This window comes from Pannonibacter sp. CBAS1226, from assembly GCF_055685825.1.
In genome coordinates this window covers 32,084-49,575 of the sequence record NZ_JBVOUO010000011.1, presented here as the reverse complement: position 1 = coordinate 49,575, position 17,492 = coordinate 32,084, and the positions used below count along the sequence as shown (strand labels likewise).

Annotated in this window: 15 protein-coding genes; 9 read left to right on the top strand and 6 right to left on the bottom strand. The window is 62.8% G+C overall.

The genetic code is table 11. From position 1 onward, the window contains the following. The first annotated feature begins 7 nt into the window (after nt 1–7). From AC0CMF_RS22240 to AC0CMF_RS22225, 4 genes are all read left to right on the top strand, one after another. Entirely contained in the window at nt 8–922 is a 915-nt protein-coding gene (locus tag AC0CMF_RS22240) for an FkbM family methyltransferase (protein ID WP_208982712.1), read from the top strand. A gap of 5 nt (nt 923–927) precedes the next feature. Then, nucleotides 928–2,208: a hypothetical protein gene (locus AC0CMF_RS22235; RefSeq protein WP_472482465.1), complete on the top strand. Its 1,281-nt coding sequence runs from the start codon at nt 928–930 to the stop codon at nt 2,206–2,208. Then, nucleotides 2,208–3,488, top strand: a complete 1,281-nt coding sequence (locus tag AC0CMF_RS22230) for a sulfotransferase domain-containing protein (RefSeq protein WP_472482464.1) — start codon at nt 2,208–2,210, stop codon at nt 3,486–3,488. The genes AC0CMF_RS22235 and AC0CMF_RS22230 overlap by 1 nt, the downstream gene beginning before the upstream one ends. 301 nt (nt 3,489–3,789) lie before the next feature. Further along, nucleotides 3,790–4,167: a nuclear transport factor 2 family protein gene (locus tag AC0CMF_RS22225; RefSeq protein ID WP_374631275.1), complete on the top strand. Its 378-nt coding sequence runs from the start codon at nt 3,790–3,792 to the stop codon at nt 4,165–4,167. 112 nt (nt 4,168–4,279) lie between these two features. Here the strand turns inward: AC0CMF_RS22225 and AC0CMF_RS22220 are convergent, their stop codons facing one another. Next, complete coding sequence (locus tag AC0CMF_RS22220; RefSeq protein WP_374631276.1) at nt 4,280–6,016, bottom strand: hypothetical protein; 1,737 nt, start codon at nt 6,014–6,016, stop codon at nt 4,280–4,282. 178 nt (nt 6,017–6,194) lie between these two features. Between AC0CMF_RS22220 and AC0CMF_RS22215 the strand changes: the two genes are divergently transcribed. Beyond that, the gene (locus AC0CMF_RS22215; protein ID WP_472482473.1) at nt 6,195–6,317 is read left to right on the top strand and encodes a hypothetical protein; all 123 of its coding nucleotides are present in this window, start codon (nt 6,195–6,197) and stop codon (nt 6,315–6,317) included. A gap of 52 nt (nt 6,318–6,369) precedes the next feature. On the opposite strand, the gene AC0CMF_RS22210 is transcribed toward AC0CMF_RS22215, so the two are convergent. Continuing rightward, nucleotides 6,370–7,308, bottom strand: coding sequence for a bifunctional helix-turn-helix transcriptional regulator/GNAT family N-acetyltransferase (locus AC0CMF_RS22210; protein WP_374631298.1), 939 nt, complete (start codon nt 7,306–7,308; stop codon nt 6,370–6,372). Between the two features lie 417 nt (nt 7,309–7,725). Here AC0CMF_RS22210 and AC0CMF_RS22205 point away from each other — a divergent pair, with 417 nt between their 5' ends. Further along, entirely contained in the window at nt 7,726–8,610 is an 885-nt protein-coding gene (locus tag AC0CMF_RS22205) for an aminoglycoside phosphotransferase family protein (RefSeq protein WP_374631278.1), read from the top strand. 52 nt (nt 8,611–8,662) lie between these two features. Here the strand turns inward: AC0CMF_RS22205 and AC0CMF_RS22200 are convergent, their stop codons facing one another. Next, nucleotides 8,663–10,090: an SLC13 family permease gene (locus AC0CMF_RS22200; RefSeq protein ID WP_374631280.1), complete on the bottom strand. Its 1,428-nt coding sequence runs from the start codon at nt 10,088–10,090 to the stop codon at nt 8,663–8,665. 71 nt (nt 10,091–10,161) lie between these two features. Between AC0CMF_RS22200 and AC0CMF_RS22195 the strand changes: the two genes are divergently transcribed. Continuing rightward, a complete protein-coding gene (locus tag AC0CMF_RS22195) occupies nt 10,162–11,037 on the top strand; it encodes an AraC family transcriptional regulator (protein ID WP_374631282.1) in 876 nt (291 codons plus the stop codon). Between the two features lie 653 nt (nt 11,038–11,690). On the opposite strand, the gene AC0CMF_RS22190 is transcribed toward AC0CMF_RS22195, so the two are convergent. The 3 genes from AC0CMF_RS22190 to AC0CMF_RS22180 form a co-directional block, all read right to left on the bottom strand. Next, entirely contained in the window at nt 11,691–12,425 is a 735-nt protein-coding gene (locus AC0CMF_RS22190) for a metallophosphoesterase family protein (RefSeq protein ID WP_374631284.1), read from the bottom strand. Between the two features lie 12 nt (nt 12,426–12,437). Continuing rightward, on the bottom strand, nt 12,438–12,902 hold the full coding sequence (locus tag AC0CMF_RS22185; RefSeq protein ID WP_374631286.1) for a nucleotidyltransferase domain-containing protein: 465 nt from the start codon (nt 12,900–12,902) through the stop codon (nt 12,438–12,440). Nucleotides 12,903–13,569: 667 nt separating this feature from the next. Further along, a complete protein-coding gene (locus AC0CMF_RS22180) occupies nt 13,570–14,403 on the bottom strand; it encodes an ATP-binding cassette domain-containing protein (protein ID WP_197717721.1) in 834 nt (277 codons plus the stop codon). A gap of 137 nt (nt 14,404–14,540) precedes the next feature. Here AC0CMF_RS22180 and AC0CMF_RS22175 point away from each other — a divergent pair, with 137 nt between their 5' ends. Together AC0CMF_RS22175 and fhuB are read left to right on the top strand one after the other, a co-directional pair. Then, nucleotides 14,541–15,443: an iron-siderophore ABC transporter substrate-binding protein gene (locus tag AC0CMF_RS22175; protein WP_374631288.1), complete on the top strand. Its 903-nt coding sequence runs from the start codon at nt 14,541–14,543 to the stop codon at nt 15,441–15,443. Continuing rightward, entirely contained in the window at nt 15,440–17,476 is a 2,037-nt protein-coding gene (gene fhuB, locus AC0CMF_RS22170) for a Fe(3+)-hydroxamate ABC transporter permease FhuB (RefSeq protein WP_472482463.1), read from the top strand. Before AC0CMF_RS22175 ends, fhuB begins: the two co-directional genes overlap by 4 nt. Nucleotides 17,477–17,492 lie beyond the last annotated feature (16 nt).

Here is a 17,492-nt window from a genome sequence, read left to right as displayed (position 1 = left end):
GAGGGACATGCACGTGCAGAACGCCACCTATCTGGGCAATGGCCTCATTCTTGCGCGCACCAGATGGGACGGGCATGTGGTTGTGCCGGGATATAACGTGGATGTTGCAATTGGCATTGTCCGCGATGGCATCCACGAGCCCTGGACGACCCGGCTGGTGCAGGAGCTGCTGCGGCCGGGCGAGACCTATGTGAATGTCGGCGCGAATTTCGGCTATTTCACCTGTCTGGGTGCCCGGATCGTGGGCTCGGGCGGCAAGGTGGTGTCGATTGAGGCCAATCCGCATGTCTTCAGCATTCTGATGAAGACCATTCTATGGGCAGGCATCGTCGACCGGGTGACGGCCTACAATCGTGCCGCCTATCTGCATTCCGGTGCCGAGTTCGATTTCACCTTCGACTATCAGTACATCGGCGGGGGCCACATCCGGCATGATGTGGAGGCCTCAGCCGTCCAGACCGGCACGCCCTTCTGGTCTCCCGAAGCGCTGCCGCATCTGCTTGAGGCGGATGGGCGGTGGAATCCCTCGCGCGGGCTGCTCAATTTCTTCAAGGTGCAGTCGCTGGCGCTGGATGACATCACCGCCGGCATGACGGCAGACCTCATCCACTGCGATGTGGAACAGGCCGAGCCCTTTGTGCTCGTGGGGGCCAGGAACCTGATCAGCCGTTCGCCACGATGCAAGATCATCTTCGAATGGTCCGGCTACGCCTATGACCATGGCAACGAGGAGTACCGGACGGCCGTCAGGGACATGTGGGACCTGCTGGTCAAAGAGAATTTCGTGGTGCGTTATCTGAAGCCCATGCTCCATGACAATGGCGCCATCGAGGTGTCTGCGCCGCTGTCCTTTGAGGAACTGCTCACCTCTCCGCACGGTGACTATGTCGCCCTGCGCAAGGGGCAGGACCCCTGGGGATGACACATATGCAGGATAACCATCTCCTCTTTTTTCACATCATGAAGACAGGCGGGACATCTTTCTACCGGTTCCTGGAGAACGCCTATGATGTCAGCGCTCAAATTCCGGCTGACATGGTGGATACCTACAAGGACGTCGAGTACCTCTCAACGTTCTCTCCCCGAAGGGTCCGGCGTCTCGACAGGGAATATTTGAATCTGCTGGTCGAGGTGGGAAGACACCGGCTCATTTCCAAGATTCATACCTCGTTCAATTTCGTCGATGACTTTCTGTATTTTTATCCAGATACGAAGATCATCACAATTCTGCGCGACCCTGTGGAGAGGGCGCTGTCGCATATCGAGAATTTGCGGCGCACACCGGAGGCGACCGTCAAGGGCCTTGATTCCGAGATGCGCGCCCTGATTGAAGAGATCAGAACCGGCCCTTTGGAAAAGGTGCTTGATTTTGGCCCTGACAGTTACTTCAGGAAGCCCCTTTCCAATCATCAGGCCCGGATCCTCGCAGGATATGCCTTTCATGATCTGGAAGACGAAGTCCTGCTCGAGCTGGCATTGAAAAATCTTGAGAAGATCAACTTTGTCGGCCAGACGGACAGGCTGGAGAAGTTTGCCGGGATCGTGTCCTTCAATCTCGGCTTTTACAACAGCTACTCCGAAGAGCGTCTGAATGTGATGCCGGAAGAGGCCAGGATCGATGCGGCGGAGCGTGCACGGATCACGGATATTCTGACTGAAAAGAACAAGGTCGATGCAATCGTCTTCGAGGAGGCGAAGAAACGCTTTGCCCGGCACGTGCAGGACTATCACGATGCGCTGTTCCAGCTGCGCGGCGGCCAGAGGCTGCGGGCGCTAGCGCCGGGGGAAGAAGCCACATTCGGCATGGAGAGCGCGCTGGTGGGCGAGGGCTGGCATGAGCGTGAGGCCGGGCTTGGCGGCGAATGTGCCAGATGGGGCGGACCGGGGCCGTCATCGGTGCTCTATCCCGCCATTGCGCTGCAGGGCGAAACCTCGATTGATTTCAACATCGTGTCGGTGATCAGCGATGAAATCTATGCGTCGATGCAGATCTTCATTAACGGGTCCTATGCACCGCACGAAACCTCGATCCGTGACGGTTTCCTCGTCGCCTCGGTGAAGACGCGCAGCCCGGAAGACAATGCATCCGGCACCCGGATCGAATTCCGCTTCTCCGGCGTGAAATCGGCCTTCGAGGCGCATGGCGCGCCGGACCACCGGCGCAAGACCATTGCTCTGCAAAGCCTTCAGATGCGGCGGATGTCCTGATGCGTGACCATTATCTCTTCTTCCTGCATTTCATGAAGACGGGCGGGACGTCATTCTACCGTTTTCTTGAGAACAATTATGCCGTTGGCGATTATATCGCCGATGACAAGGTTCGCTCCATCGACCTGGCCGAACATGATTTTGCGGACTTCTCTTGTGAAGCCCGGCGCAGGAGTGCTGAGCGGATCCGGATCTGTGCAGAACTTGCGAAGTACAAACTCATAACAAAGCTGCATTTCTCGCATCTGGTGATCGACGATTTCCGCCAGCTCTATCCGGATCTCAAGGTCATTTCAGTGTTCAGAGATCCAGTTGATCGCGTCTTCTCGCAGATCGAGCACTGGCGCCGCATCCCGGATGTTCACATGAAGACTGTGGCCCCGGAAATGGTCAGCGTCATCAATGACGTGAAGCGGGGTGAACTCGACAAGGTGCTTCGCTGTGAACGGGACAGCCATCACGCCAACTATCTGGAAAATCATCAGGCAAAACGGCTGGCAGGTTATGTGGGCAGCGCTCCTGCCGATGACATCCTGCTGGAGACGGCGCTGAAGAATCTGGAAAATATCGATCTCGCCGGCGTGACGGACAGGCTGGACAAATTTGCCGAAATCATTTCCTTCAATCTGGGTTTCTACAACACTTACTCCGATGAAAATTTGAATGTTACCCCGCAGAACGCCAAGCTGGACCCGTTTGAGCGGGAAAGACTGAAGGATCTTCTGAGCGAAAAGAACAGAATCGATGCAATCGTCTTCGAGGAGGCGAAGAAACGCTTTGCCCGGCACGTGCAGGACTATCACGATGCGCTGTTCCAGCTGCGCGGCGGCCAGAGGCTGCGGGCGCTGGCGCCAGGGGAAGAGGCCACATTCGGCATGGAGAGCGCGCTGGTGGGCGAGGGCTGGCATGAGCGTGAGGCCGGGCTTGGCGGCGAATGTGCCAGATGGGGCGGCCCCGGGCCATCCTCGGTGCTCTATCCCGCCGTTGCGCTGCAGGGCGAAACCTCGATCGATTTCAACATCGTGTCGGTGATCAGCGATGAAATCTATGCCTCGATGCAGATCTTCATCAACGGGTCCTATGCACCGCACGAAACCTCGATCCGTGACGGTTTCCTCGTCGCCTCGGTGAAGACGCGCAGCCCGGAAGACAATGCATCCGGCACCCGGATCGAATTCCGCTTTTCCGGCGTGAAATCGGCCTTCGAGGCACATGGCGTGCCGGACCACCGGCGCAAGACCATTGCCCTGCAAAGCCTTCAGATGCGGCGGAATGACTGAGACCAGCACTCAACTGGCTTGACACATCGAGTGCTGGTCAAGCCCGTGCGGCGCATGAGCAATTTCAAGACGTGATGCGTCTGCATCAAAAGCCTTGGCCTAACGCTCATGTGCGGCCCGCGGCGTCTGCATTCCCGATCTTCAATCGAATCATGTTCCATAAGATAGATTACGCGATAAACGCGTATAACAGCGATTGGGCTCTAATGGGTTGCCTTGCCGGGAGCTTTCGGAACGCCGTGAAACCGTCAAGCGGCTGTGGTAGATGGTCGAGGCTATGAATCCTGCCGGAGCGCGATTGATGGGACGTCTGCCTGATCCGATCGAAACCTATATTGATGCCTATAACCGCAAGGACGTCGAGGGCATGCTGATGTGCCTCGCCGAGAACGTGGTCTTTCAGAACATCTCCGGCGGTGAGGTGACGGCGGAGGCGCTGGACAAGCAGAGCTTTGCGCAGATGGCGAGGTTCGGCGCATCCGCATTCGAGACCCGGCACCAGAAGGTTGTGAACGCGATCACCGTGGCGGGCACCACACTGGCCGAGATCGACTATACGGCGGTTGTGGCAACCGACCTGCCGAACGGATGGAAGGCTGGCCAGAAGCTCGCGTTCTCAGGCGCATCTGCCTTCCGTGTCGAAGGCGGAAAGATCATCAGCATCGTCGATGAAAGCTGAGGTCTCTTTGTCCGCAGCCTTCACAAGACTACGGTTACTGGGCATCAGACAGGTGTGGGGAGAGACTGGCGGCGACTTCGCCGCCGCTTAAGCCGGAAATATCTGGCAATCCCTAGATGTCCAACTCCGCCTGCTCGCGCTCGCTCTCGGACAATGGTCTGCGTATGTTGGGGTCGATGAGAGACACTGGGTCCAGTTGCAGTTGCGACAGATTGGTGACGGCTTGAGAGCCGGAGGCGTAAGTGTGGGTGAGGACATTGCTCTCCGGATCGTACGAAATGTGGCTCGGGAAATAGTCGCCAAGCTTTTCGGGTTTCTGCTCCGCAAGTTCCGGTAACCTTTGCAGCTCGATGTAGGAGGCGTCCTTGAGAATGTTGGCCGCTGTCCGGTTCTGCTGCCTTCCGTTTTCTTTGTAGGGGCCCACGGTAGCTAGCACGATACGTGAAATCGCTGGGTACCAGCCATGCATATTTTGATTCAGGCCACCCACAATTTTGATTGCCAGCCGCTGCTGGAATGGCGTCATTCCATCGGGCTGTTCACCGAATTGCGGGAAAGCGTCGGAGATAGTGGACCTTGCTATGATCCAGAACGGGTCTCCAGGTCCGTCGAATTCATTAGAAACTGCGTTTAGGCCGTCGAATACGATCTCAACAAGGACTTCCAACAGGTCGTACCGGCGGTCTTCCGTGAGGTCCTTGAGAAACAGGTGATCGTAGGAGCGGTCGGAGAGCGAGGCCATGAGTTTTACGGCAAGCTTGATAGCGTTCGTGATGCTCTCTTTCGCCACCATCACATTGTGGGAATCATAGGCCGGATTTGTCTTAAACTGGCGAAGCCAGAAGAATGCAGACTCATAGAAGTGCTTGATTCTGTGTGCTGCGTAGGAGTTCTGTATTTTCCGTTCGGCGATCAAGGTTTCGAATGTGCGGAGCGCCGCCGCGTTGAAACGGGCGAGTATGCGTGGCGTAATCTTATTAGAACTAATGTAAAAACTGAGCGGTGCATATCGGTTGACTATGAAGGGGTCACTGAAGAGAGATTCGGATAGCAACGGCGCCGCTCCGAAACCATGGTAGGACATTTCTCGATCCACGATACCATCGTCTGAGAGGATTGCTTGCAGCGAGAGTCCATGAATGAAGCTTTCAGCAGCCTGGGCGTAGACCCCTTCTTCCGATATCCGGCGCAGCATATCAGAGATGATCCATGGAGCCTTGTTCACCAATGTCTTGCAGAAGCTGGGGTCAGCTATGATCAGAAGCAGCGAATGAGCATATGAACCCTGCTCGATCTTTTCACGGTGGATGAAATCGTAGAACGCAGTGGTCTCCCGATCTTCCTCAACGAACGCCGCTAGACGGATGAGGGTCGGTAGACTCCGCTTCAGGTCTTTCAAGAACTCGAGATGGTCGGTCTCGCTGGCTTCCGAAATCAGCTGCGCGGCGGAACGTACGAACTGGGGCACCCGCCCCGGCTTGATCTTGATCGGGCTGGACGCAGCGAGTGCGACGGCACCGTAAGCCAACATGAATAGGATAGTCGCGATGAACTCCCACACGATCGCGTAACCGAGCAGCAAGCCGTGGAAAAGCGGCATGCGTGGCACTAATGCGGCAATCACGCAGCAGAGGGCGCCAGTGAACACCAAGGCATAGAGCCGCCAGATTGTCACGTGGCGGATTGCCAGGCGGAAGATGTAGATTGGCTTCAGGAAATTCTGGACGGTCAGCGTGAAAGCGAGCGCCGTCACTGCGTTACCGAGCGTGAAGTAATTGGGTGACGGAGACGCGGGATCATAGTTGCATAGGCCAAGCCATGCGATACCAGTACAAACGACTTCGACCATGGAATACCCCCTGTGGCATTTGTAACTGGGAGTTGATTTGTTGCCTAGTGGTCAGACGAGTGCTTCGTGGCCCCATAACGGCAGATATGAGCGCCTGCCCTTCCCCCCCTCGTCACGCAGCCGTCACACGGCTACGGTTAGTGGGCATCTGACACTCTTGAGGAGACACCGGCGGGCGATGACCAGCGGAGCGGGACCGGAAAAGGCCGTGAGGCCGGTGGGAACGGCCAAGGAGGTGTTCGGGGTTTTCCTGAAGCTGGGGCTTACGTCCTTCGGCGGGCCGACTGCGTATCTTGGCTAACCTGGCACCGCCGCAGGGCGCGCCGCGAGGGCTTGGTGCCCTTTGCTGACTTTCAAGGGTAATGCCGGACGAACCGCTGCTCCATGACTTCACGGCCCCATTGGGTGCCAAGCCGTTCCTCGACAAGTTTGAAGCCATGACTTTCATAGAGATGCCGCGCCGCATCGAGGCCGCTGAAGGTCCAGAGATGGGCTTCTTCGAAGCGGTTCTCGACAATGAAATCGAGCGCTGCCGACAACAGCCGACGTCCGGTCCCGGTTCCCCTGATAGGATCATCAAGGATGAACCAGCGTAAATGAGCGATATTCTCGCCCAGATCCTCACCGTCGATGGCAATTGATCCGGCGATTTCCTGACCCTGCATGGCTGCCCAGATGGCGTTCCCCGGACGATGCAGCCGGGTGCAGAACTCTGCGAGCCCAGCGGCGACCCCTGTTTCAAACGGCTGCCCAAATCCAGCAAGCCGAGCATAGTAAAGCGCGTGCATCTGGGTGATCCGGGCAATCAATCCGGTCTGATATCCCTTGATCACCTCGACCTTTGGGATCTGCGGGAGTTTCTGTCCGGCCAAGGCGGCTGAGTACAGGGTCAACCCCTCTTTGACTCTGTCCACTTCGCGGGGGGTCAGGCGGGCAATGGCATCAGACACCTGCGCAGCGGCAAAAGCGTGGATCGCTGACACACGCTGCTTTCCAGCCTCGGTCAGCGCCAGAACCTTCAAACGTCCGTCTGCGCCGGGTTGCTCGGCAACCTCGCCGGATTCGATGAGCTTGCGGAGCATCCGGCTGATGCTCGACTTTTCCAGGTGAAGGCGCCTGGTGAGATCGCGTGCCGTAAGTCCACCGGCTTCGATCTCGATCAGTGCATGAACGGCAGAAGGAGAAAGGTCGGTTCCGGCAAACTTTCCTCCCATGAAACCGAACTGTCGAACCAACTCACGCGATGCGGCGCGAATGGCATTGATGGTGTCGGCGGCGGAGGAGAGTGACATGGCCTGCTCGAATATAGTTGCATAATACAACTTATATATCTCCCGAGGTAGCGTCAATTCCTTTTCAGACGCAAATACACGGTCCGCTTTGCTCCACGCCGCCGCTCCCGCCTCCAGTCTCCGTTCGGCTTTACCTGCGGCCGGGTTTTCTCTTGTGTTCCGGCTTATCGAGTGTTGTCGTCACGCAGCCTTCACAAGACCACGGTTAGTGGGCACCTGATACTCTTGAGGAGACACCGGCGGAGAGGGAACACAAGAGGCCGCAAGACCGGCGTGGACGCCCGGAGAGGTGTTCGGGGTTTTCCTGAAGCTGGGGCTCATGTCCTTCGGCGGGCCGAGTGCGCAGCTTGGTTAAGCTGGTACCGCGTGCAGGGCGCGCCGCGAGGGCGGTTCTGGCCTGAGAGAAGGGATAAGCCGATGCATGCAGATGATCTTCCCGTCACGGATGCCCTGATCCATGCGCTGCTGGCCCAACAGGCCCCGCAATGGGTGCATCTGCCGGTCTCCCGGGTGGCCTCCGCGGGCACGGACAATGCGCTGTACCGGATCGGGGAGGATCTGGTGCTGCGCATTCCCCGCCGCCGGTCCGCAGTGGAACTGGTGACGAAGGAGCTTGACTGGCTGCCGCATCTCGCCCCCCTGCCCCTCACCATTCCCCGGCTGCGCACCCGCGGGCATGCCGGGCCTGAGATGGGCTGCGAATTCGGCATATTTGACTGGATGGAAGGCGAGGTTGCCACGCCGCAGAACATTGCCAGCGTGACGGACGCGGCGGTTGCGCTGGCCGGGTTCCTGAAGGCGCTGCACCGCAAGCCCGTGGAGGGCGCGCCGCTGGCCGGGCCGGTGAACAAGCTGCGGGGCATCCCGCTTGCGGATATGTCCGCGCAGACCTTTCCGGCAATCGAGATGGTGCGGGACGAGGTGGATGTCACGGCGGCCGTGGCGCTGTGGGACAGTGCGCTGGCGGTGCCATTCGAGGGACCGGCTGTGTGGCTGCATGGGGACCTGAAGGCGGACAACCTGCTGACCCTCAACGGACAGCTTTCCGGCGTGATCGACTGGGGCCTTTCGGCCGTGGGCGACCCGGCAGCCGATTATGCCACCGCCTGGTCCTGGGTGGATCCTGCCGCGCACGATGCCTTCCGCCAGACGCTGGAGCTGGACGAGGGCGCCTGGCTGCGCGGCAAGGCCTGGGCGCTTTATGGCGCCGTCATTGCCCTCAGCTATTACCGGGGCGGCCGGAATGAGCCGCTGTGCCGCCAATGCCGCCTCACCCTGTCCCGCCTCGGGCTGCTGCTCTGATCCAGCGTTGCGCATCACGCCTTGAAGAGGCTCCGGCGCCGCGGGCTTGGGCCTACACCCAGCCCAGCAGCCGCCACCACAGATAGTCGAGCGGCAGAAGCAGCAGCAGGGTGATGGCGGTCAGCGGCAGCAGCAGCCGGGTGAGGTGGGTCAGCCGCTCGCCCGACATCTGCATGGCGATGATCAGCGGCGCCACCTGATAGGGCAGCAGCACGGTGGAGAAGCCGGGCACCTGCGTCATCAGCACCGCATCGAGGCTGAAGCCGCTGGCCGTTGCAAGGTCCTGCGCCATGGGCGTCAGCACCGCCGGCGCGCTGGGGACCGTGGCGACGAGACTGGTGCTGAAGCTCATCAGCGTCAGCGACAGGAAGTTGACGAGGCCCTGTGCGCCCGTCTGTGCCCCTGTTTCCGCCGGTGCCAGAGGCAGCACCGCCTGCAGCCCCTGCCCGATCAGCGTGCCGAGGCCCGACTGATTGACCAGCGTGCCCACGGCCAGTGCGCCCGCCACAAACAGCAGCGTGCCGAAATCGGCGGAGGTCTTGAAGGACTGCGGCGGCACGATGCCGATGCCCGGCAGCATCAGAATGATGGCTGCCGCCAGACCGATCCAGGCCGGATTGATGCCATGCAGGCTGTCCGTCGCCCAGAAGCCAAGCGTCATCATCAGAATGATCGAGGTTTTCAGCCGCGCGGTGGCGGCATTTTCGGCCTCAGGCTTCTGCGGGGCGGCATCGGGCATCTGGCCGCGGGCGCGGCTGATCCTTGCGGGGAAGAACCGCAGCACCAGAAACACGATCAGCGCAGATTTGACAATGCCCAGCACCGGATAATGCAGCAGCAGATAATCGACATAGCTGAAATGCGTGCCGTAGATGGTTTCGGCGGCGCCGGACAGCACCATGTTGGGAATGTTGGACGGCAGGATGGCAAAGCTCGGCATGTTGCAGCCGATGGCCAGCACCACGGCAATGCCGATGCGGCCATTGGAGCCCGGTTCAAAGCCGCAGCGGGCGGCCAGCGCCATGCCCGCCGGAATGAGCGCCACGGCGCGGCCGACGGAGGACGGCATCAGGAAACCGAGGAACATGGCGATCAGCATCAACCCGCCGATGAGGCGCAGATAGCTGCCGGTCAGCATCGGCGCGAGGGCGGCGGCCAGCTTGTCGCCCAGCCCCGACAGGCTGATGGCACTGCCGATGACGAAGCCGGAAACGATCAGCCAGATGGCCGCCGAGGAAAAGCCGGAGAACACCAGCGGCGCAGGGGCGAGTTTCAGGATCAGCGCCGCAGCGAAAAAGATCAGCGCCGCCAGATAGTTGGGCACAAGGCTCGTCGCCCAGAGCCCGAGCGTGAGGAGAATGATGGCCAGCGTTTGCCCCTGAACCGGGCTCAAGGGCGCGGGTGGGAACAGGGCAATCAGCAGGGAAACGGCGACAAGGCCAAAGGCGAGCGCCTTGCGCAGGGGAATGGGGCTGGTCACGGCGGAACATCCTGGTCTGGTGCGGGGAGGCCAAACTAGCTTCTGCGGCCGCAATGCGTTAGACCATCATCATGCCAATTGATGTCGCTGACACGCCAAATGCCGCCCCCTCCCCCACGGCCTTCGTGATCGACCCGGAGCGGCCGGTGCTGGCCCGCAGCGAAAGGCTGGCGCCCGGCTGGGCCGTTGCCCCGCACAGCCACCCCCGCAGCCAGCTTTTGTGGGCGGTGCGCGGCGTGCTGCGCGTGTTCAGCGCGGACGGGGTGTGGATCGTGCCGCCGTCGCACACGGTCTGGATCCCCGGCGGCGTGCCGCATCACACCGTCTCGGAAACGGAAGTGGAGATCCGCAATCTCTACGTGGACCCCAGCGCGCTTGAGGGCCGCCCTGCCCTCTCGGGCAGCGCCTGCAGCGTGCGGCTGATGACGGGGCTGATGCGCGAGATCATCCTGCGGCTGTGCAGCAGCGCCGGCAACGAGATGGGCAACGAGGCGGCAGGAAACGAGGCGGGTGGCCGCTCCAGTCATCACCGGTATCTTTGCGCCCTTGCGCTGGATGAGATCACGGTGCTGGCCGAAGCCCCCTTGCATCTGCCCGGCGGCCACGATCCGCGCCTGCTGCGGGTGACGCGGCATCTGGTGGCCAATCCGGGGGATGGCCGGTCCCTTGCGGAACTCGGCACCATGGCGGGGGCCAGCATCCGCACGCTGGAGCGCCTGTTCCATGGGGAAACCGGGCTCACCTTCCGGCAATGGCGCAGCCGCTTGCGGCTGCTTTCGGCGCTGGAGCTGCTCAATCATGGCCACAGCAGCACGGAAATCGCCCACCGTCTGGGCTATGGCAGCGCCAGCGCCTTCTCCGCCGCCTTCCGCAGCTACTTCGGCACCCCGCCCCAGAGCTTTCTGGCAAGGGGCGGGTTGCTGGTGGATGGGGTGGACGGGGAGTAAGGGGCCGCCGCCAGACCGCAGTGATGCATTTGCCCTGTGGCAGGGCCTCTCCGCTCCCCTCCCCCTCGTGGGGAGGGGTAAGGGGTGGGGGGCTCTGAGCCTGCAACTATATGAAAAATATCTATTTTCCTGAAGGAGCCTCAAGAGAAGCGATCGTCCGGAAGCAATGGATTCTCTGCCAGCCGGAAAGGTCATTCCCCCCACCCCTCACCCCTCCCCACGAGGGGGAGGGGGGCTGAAAGGCCGTGCCGGAGTGACCAGACTTCAGGCTTTTCCCAAGCCGTCTCCGGTCTCAGACACGATGTGCGCATGCCCAGGCCGGATGGACGGGGAGTAAGGGGCCGCCGCCAGACCGCAGTGATGCATTTGCCCTGTGGCAGGGCCTCTCCGCTCCCCTCCCCCTCGTGGGGAGGGGTAAGGGGTGGGGGGCTCTGAGCCTGCAACTATATGAAAAATATCTATTTTCCTGAAGGGGCCTCAAGAGAAGCGATCGTCCGGAAGCAATGGATTCTCTGCCAGCCGGAAAGGTCATTCCCCCCACCCCTCACCCCTCCCCACGAGGGTGAGGGGGCTGAAAGGCTGTGCCGGAGTGACCAGACTTCAGGCGTTTCCCAAGCCGGACGGGGTCAAAGGAGCGGCCTTGAGCCGGTGTCCTACCTCATGCGCCCGGTCAGGGTGGCTGTTGCGGTTGCCTCGCGGCCTGCCTGCCGGGCCTGGTCTGCGGCGGCGGCAAAGTCGTAGGGGATGGCGTGGAAGGTGGCTGCCCAGCCGTCTGCCGTGCGCTCCACCATGGCGTAGCGGGCATGCGGGGTGCCGGCTTCCATCACATGCGGCACGGGGGCGTCATCTTCATAGGCGGGCATGCCCACACTGCCGGGATTGACGATCAGCACTCCGTTCACCCAGGCAAGGCGCGGAATATGGGTGTGGCCGCAGAGCACGACACGGGCGCTGCCGATGCCGGCAATGCGGCTGGCGATGGCTGCTTGCGTGTCCAGCACCGGAAAGCCGCGGCTGACATCTTCCAGCAGATATTCGAGGTCGCCGCCCGCCGGGCTGCCATGGCAGGCGAAGACCTCGCCTTCCGCCAGTGTCAGCGTCTGCGGCAGGCTGGCGATCCAGTCCATATGCGCCTGCGTGATGCGGGCTCTGGCGAAACTGTCAGAGGCCCCGGTTCCGCCTTCCAGCAGCTGGCGCTCGTGGTTGCCCGCAAGGGTCATGGCCGCAAGGCGCATCTGGCGCTCGGCGCTGCCGTGGGGATCATAAGGGCCGGAGACAAGATCGCCGAGATTGACGATCGCGTCCGGCTGCTGCCGGGCGATGTGGCCCAGAACCGCATCGAGGGCAATCAGATTGCCATGAACATCGGAAATGACGGCAATGCGCATGCGGGCCTCCCCTCAAAACACGCGGATCTCGTCGTCCGCGCTGCTGGCATAGGTGGCAGAGGAGGCGGCTTTCTTGCGGGGGACGAGGGTGACCCTCAGATCATCCGGCAGGGAGGCGGTGATGATGTCGCCGATGCGGCCGATGCTGAGCAGGGACAAGCCCGCCTGCGGGTCCAGCTCATAGGAGAGGTTCACCTCCTGCCCGGTGGAGGGCTCGCCCCGGGCGAGCGGGCCGGTAAGATAAAGATGCAGGAGGCCGAGGCGCATCAGCCGCTCCTTCTGGGCGCGCAGGATGTGGATGACCTCCGTCGCCGAAGGCTCGCGCCGGTTCAGCCCGTCCATGTAGCTGGTGAGCAGCTCGTTGAGAAGGTCCTGCACCTTCAACCCCCGCTGCGCCGCGACGGCCTTGAACCTGTTCCTCAGGCTCACCGGCACGCGGGCGGAGAGAAAGGCGGTCTTTTCAGGTCCGTCGGTCATGCGGGGCAACCCATGAGCTCAGGATGCCGGCACATCCCGTCTTGAGAAAGCTTAGGCACTGAAGAAACTGGAGAAAACCAGCCTGTGCACAAACGCACAGTAGGCCCCTCCCCTGCCCGCTGTCCAGAGGAGAGACGGTGTGTGGTGGTGGATTTCGCTGGTCTGGCCTGTTCCAAGGCTGAGTGGGGGCAGGAGCGCTTGATCTTGTGCTGCAGCGCCCCTTCCCCCTTGAGCTGCCGGACTCACACATCAGGTCTGGAAACTGCCCGCAATGAGGCGTTTGCTTTTCGGGAGGACGCCTGCCGCCCCCCTCCCCCTGGTGGGGAGGGGTAAGGGGTGGGGGGCTCTGAGCCGAAAACTATATGAAAGACAGATAGATACCTGAAGAGGCATCAAGAGGAGCGGCTGTTCGGAACCGATGAGTACTCTGCCAGACTGAAAGGCTTTCCCCCCACCCCTAACCCCTCCCCACGAGGGGGAGGGGGGCTGAAACGCTGTGCCGGAGTGATCAGACCGCGGGCTTTTCTCAAGCCGTCACAGGCTTCAAGTGCGATGTGTGCACGCAGCAGCTCAAGGGGAAAGCCGAGGCCTTAGCCAGAGACGCAAGGCCCTGAAACGGCTTGCTTTTTCCGGCATCAAAGCAACATCCGCGTGCCCGCCTTGATGCTCAGCGGACCAGTGCCACCGGGTGGCCGGAGGTGGAGGCGGGCAGGACGTCCATGTCGACGTTGTAGATGCGCCGCAGCGCCTCACTGGTCATGATGTCTGCCGGGCTGCCCTCAAGGATCTTCTGGCCCGAATGCAGCGCCACGATGTGATCGCAGAAACGGGCGGCCATGTTGATGTCATGCAGCACGGTGATGGCCGTCAGCCCCTTGTCGCGCACCAGATCGCGGATCAGGCCCAGCACTTCCAGCTGGTGGCCGATGTCGAGGGCGGAAATCGGCTCGTCCAGCAGCAGGCAGTCCGCATCCTGCGCCACCATCATGGCGAGCCACGCGCGCTGGCGCTCGCCGCCGGACAGCGTGTCCACCAGCCGGCCGGCGAAAGGCTCCATGCCGGTGCGGGCCAGCGCCTCCTCCACCTTGGCCTTGTCGGCGGCGCCAAAGCGGCCCAGGGCGCCATGCCAGGGATAGCGGCCAAGGGCCACCAGCTCGCGCACCAGCATGCCGGGGGCCACGGGCGTGTGCTGCGGCAGATAGGCGAGCTTGCGGGCAAAGGCGCGGGCGTTCCAGCGGCTCAAGGCCTCGCCCTGAAAGCGGATGGTGCCGCCGGCGGCCTCCTGCTGGCGGCCGAGCAACTTCAGCAGCGTGGATTTGCCCGAGCCATTGTGGCCGATGAGCGCGATGGATTTGCCCGCCGGCAGGTCCAGATCCAGCGGCTGCAGCAGCACCTTGTCCCCAAGGCGGAAGCTGACATTTTCCAGAGAAAAGGCGAGGGCCAGCGAAAGATCGAGGGACGGCGCGGCGTCAGCCCGGAGGGCGCTGGCGGACATGGACATGAAACCCGGATTCCGTTACTGGTCAAACTGGAGTTATGTTTTCATGTTTCGCGGATCGGGGCGGAAAGGTCAAGCGGCGGCGCCTGCTGCTGCGCTCCACCCGCCTGCCATCGCGCTGTCTGATACTGGTTTGTCCCATGAAAAGAACGGCTACGAGGCTTTGCAGCCGGCGCAGCGTCCTGGCGGGCGCTGCGTGGCTTCTGGCTGCCCGTCCGCTCCATGCCCTTGCGGCGGCGGCAGTGCCGCGCGTGGCTTGCGTGGACTGGGCCATGCTGGAAACCGCCATGGCACTGGGGGTGACGCCTGTGGCGGCAACGGAACTGCTGCAGTTCCGCAGATCCGCCGTGGAGCCGGTGATCCCGGAAAAAGTGGCGGACCTTGGCCTGCGCGGCGCGCCCAATCTCGAGCTGCTGTATCTGCAAAGGCCGCAGCTGATCCTCTCCTCCCCCTTTTATGCCAGCCAGCAGGCGGCGCTGGAGGCCATTGCGCCGGTGCTGTCGCTGCCGTTCTATCTGCCGGGCGAGCCGCCTTTCGCAAAGGCGCTGGCGGCGGTGGAGCAAGTGGCCGCCCGGCTGGGCGTGCCGGACCAGGGGCGTGCGGTGCTGGCGGAGGCTGACGCCCGGCTTGAGGGGTACCGTCAGCGCCTCGCCCGTTTTGCAGACCGCCCGTTCCATCTCATCAACATCGGCGATGCCCGCCATTTCCGGGCCTTCGGGGCGGACAGCATGTTCGGCGATGTGCTGCAGCGCCTCGGCCTTGAGAACGCCTGGACGGATCAGTCCCGCTTCAGCTTTGCCGCGCCCGTGCCGCTGGAAATGCTGGCAGAGCGCCCGCAGGCGCGGATTGTCATCGTCTCGGAGGTGCCCGTGGAGGCGCGCGGCGGCTTTGAGGGCAGCATGATCTGGCAGATGCTGGAACCGGTGCGCGAGGGCCGGGTGATCCGGCTGGCGAACATCAACCCTTATGGCGGCATCACCGCAGGCCTGCGCTTTGCCCGGCTGCTGACGCAGGCTCTTGAAGCGGAGGGAAAGCCAGCATGAGCGCGCTGCACGCCCCTTCCCCTTCTCCGGCCCCCTCTCCCTCCCCTGCCCTGCCCGGCCTGCTGCTGTGGCTGGGGCTCGCGGCTGCGGCCTTGCTGTTCTTCGCCACGGGCACGCTCTCGCGCCTGCCGCAGGCCGGGTGGCCCGATCCTTTCAGCGCCCCGCAATCCATGAGCATGGATCAGCTGATCTTCGTTTATGCGCTTCTGCCGCGTGCGGCTGTGGCCCTGCTGGCCGGGGCGGCGCTGGGGCTGGCGGGGGCCTTATTGCAAGCGGTGCTGCGCAACCCCATCGCCGATGCCTCCACCCTCGGCATTGCTGCCGGGGCACAGCTGGCCATTGTCGCGGCAACGCTGCTGTTTCCCGCCTTTCTCGATGGCAACCGCCAGCTGACGGCCTTTCTCGGGGCGGGTCTTGCCGCTGCAATGGTCTTCGGGCTTGGCGCCCGCCAGCGGTTCGAGCCGGTGACCATGGTGGTGGCAGGCATGCTGATTGCCATCCTATGCAGCGGGCTTGCGGCGGCGCTCACCCTGTCGCGCGGCGAATATCTGATGTCGCTGGCCATCTGGAACGGCGGCTCGCTCAGTCAGCAGGACTGGGGCCCTGCCCTCTGGCTGGCAGGGCAGCTTGCCCTTTATGGCGTGCTGGCGGCGCTGACGATACGTCCGCTGGTGATGCTGGATCTGGGGGATACGTCTGCCCGCTCGCTCGGCGTCAATCTGGGCCTTGTCCGCCTGCTGGTGGCGCTGATCGCGGTTGGCCTGTCGGCCATGGTGGCGGCAGCGGTGGGGCTCGTCGGCTTTGTCGGGCTTGCGGCCCCTGCCCTCGTCCGCGCTGCCGGCGTCCGCCGCCGTGCTGCCGTGCTGGCGGCCTCGCCGCTGATGGGCGCGCTGCTGCTGTGGCTGTGCGACGGCATGGTGCAGACGCTGGCGGTGACGGGCGGTGACACGTTCCCCACGGGCTCGGTTGTGGCCCTGCTGGGCGGGCCGCTGATCCTGTTTCTGCTGGTCCGCATGCGCCACACCAGCCTTGCCAGCGGCATGACGGCCGGTCACGCACCTGCGGCCAGCACCCTTCGCTCTCCTTTGGCCTTCCTGCTGGTCTGCGGCGGGCTGATCGCCTTTGCGGCCTTGTCCCTGTTCCTTGCCAGAACGGGGCCAAACTGGACCGGACAAGCCTGGATCTGGCTTGATCCCGCCAGTTTTGCCGAACTTCTCCCCTTCCGCCTGCCGCGCATGGCGGCGGCTGCGGCGGGCGGGCTGCTGGCGCTGAGCGGGGCGATCCTGCAACGGATGACGGGCAATCCCATGGCAAGTCCGGAGGTGCTGGGCGTCAGCGGCGGCGCGGGCACCGGCTATGCGCTGTCGCTCCTGCTGCTGCCTGCGGCGGGGCCCTTTCAGCTTCTGGGCGGGTCTCTGGCCGGGGCAATGGCAGCCTTGCTGATGGTGCTGGCCTTTGCCCTGCGGCGCAATCTGGCGCCGGAGCGCCTGCTGCTGGCCGGAATTGCCGTCAGCGCCTTCTGTTCGGCGCTGCTGGCCGCCCTTGTTGCCACGGGAAACCCCAAGGCTTGGCAGATCCTCGCCTGGCTCGGCGGCACGGCGGCTTCCGCAACGCCGGAAACGGCGGCGGCGCTGTTCGTGTGCCTCGGGCTTGCCCTCGGAGCCAGCCTGCTGGCCTCGCGCTGGCTCACCATCCTGCCGCTCGGGCAGGCGGTGCCCCTGTCGCTGGGCCTGCCGCTGCGCGCCAGCCGGGGCGTGCTGATCCTTGTGGCGGCGCTGGCAACGGCGGCGGCCTCGCTGCTGGTGGGGCCTCTGAGCTTTGCCGGGCTCATCGCCCCGCATATCGTCAGCCGGGCGGGCATCCGCCGCACGCCCGGCTTTCTCGCCGGATCGGCTCTGCTGGGCGCTGCGCTCATGGCCATGGCCGATTTTGGCGCCCGCACCGCTGCCTTTCCCTATGAACTGCCGTTAGGGCTGTTTGCATCCATGGCCGGAACCCCGTATCTGATCTGGCTGATGGCCCGAAAGACATGAGACGCCCGATGGCCCT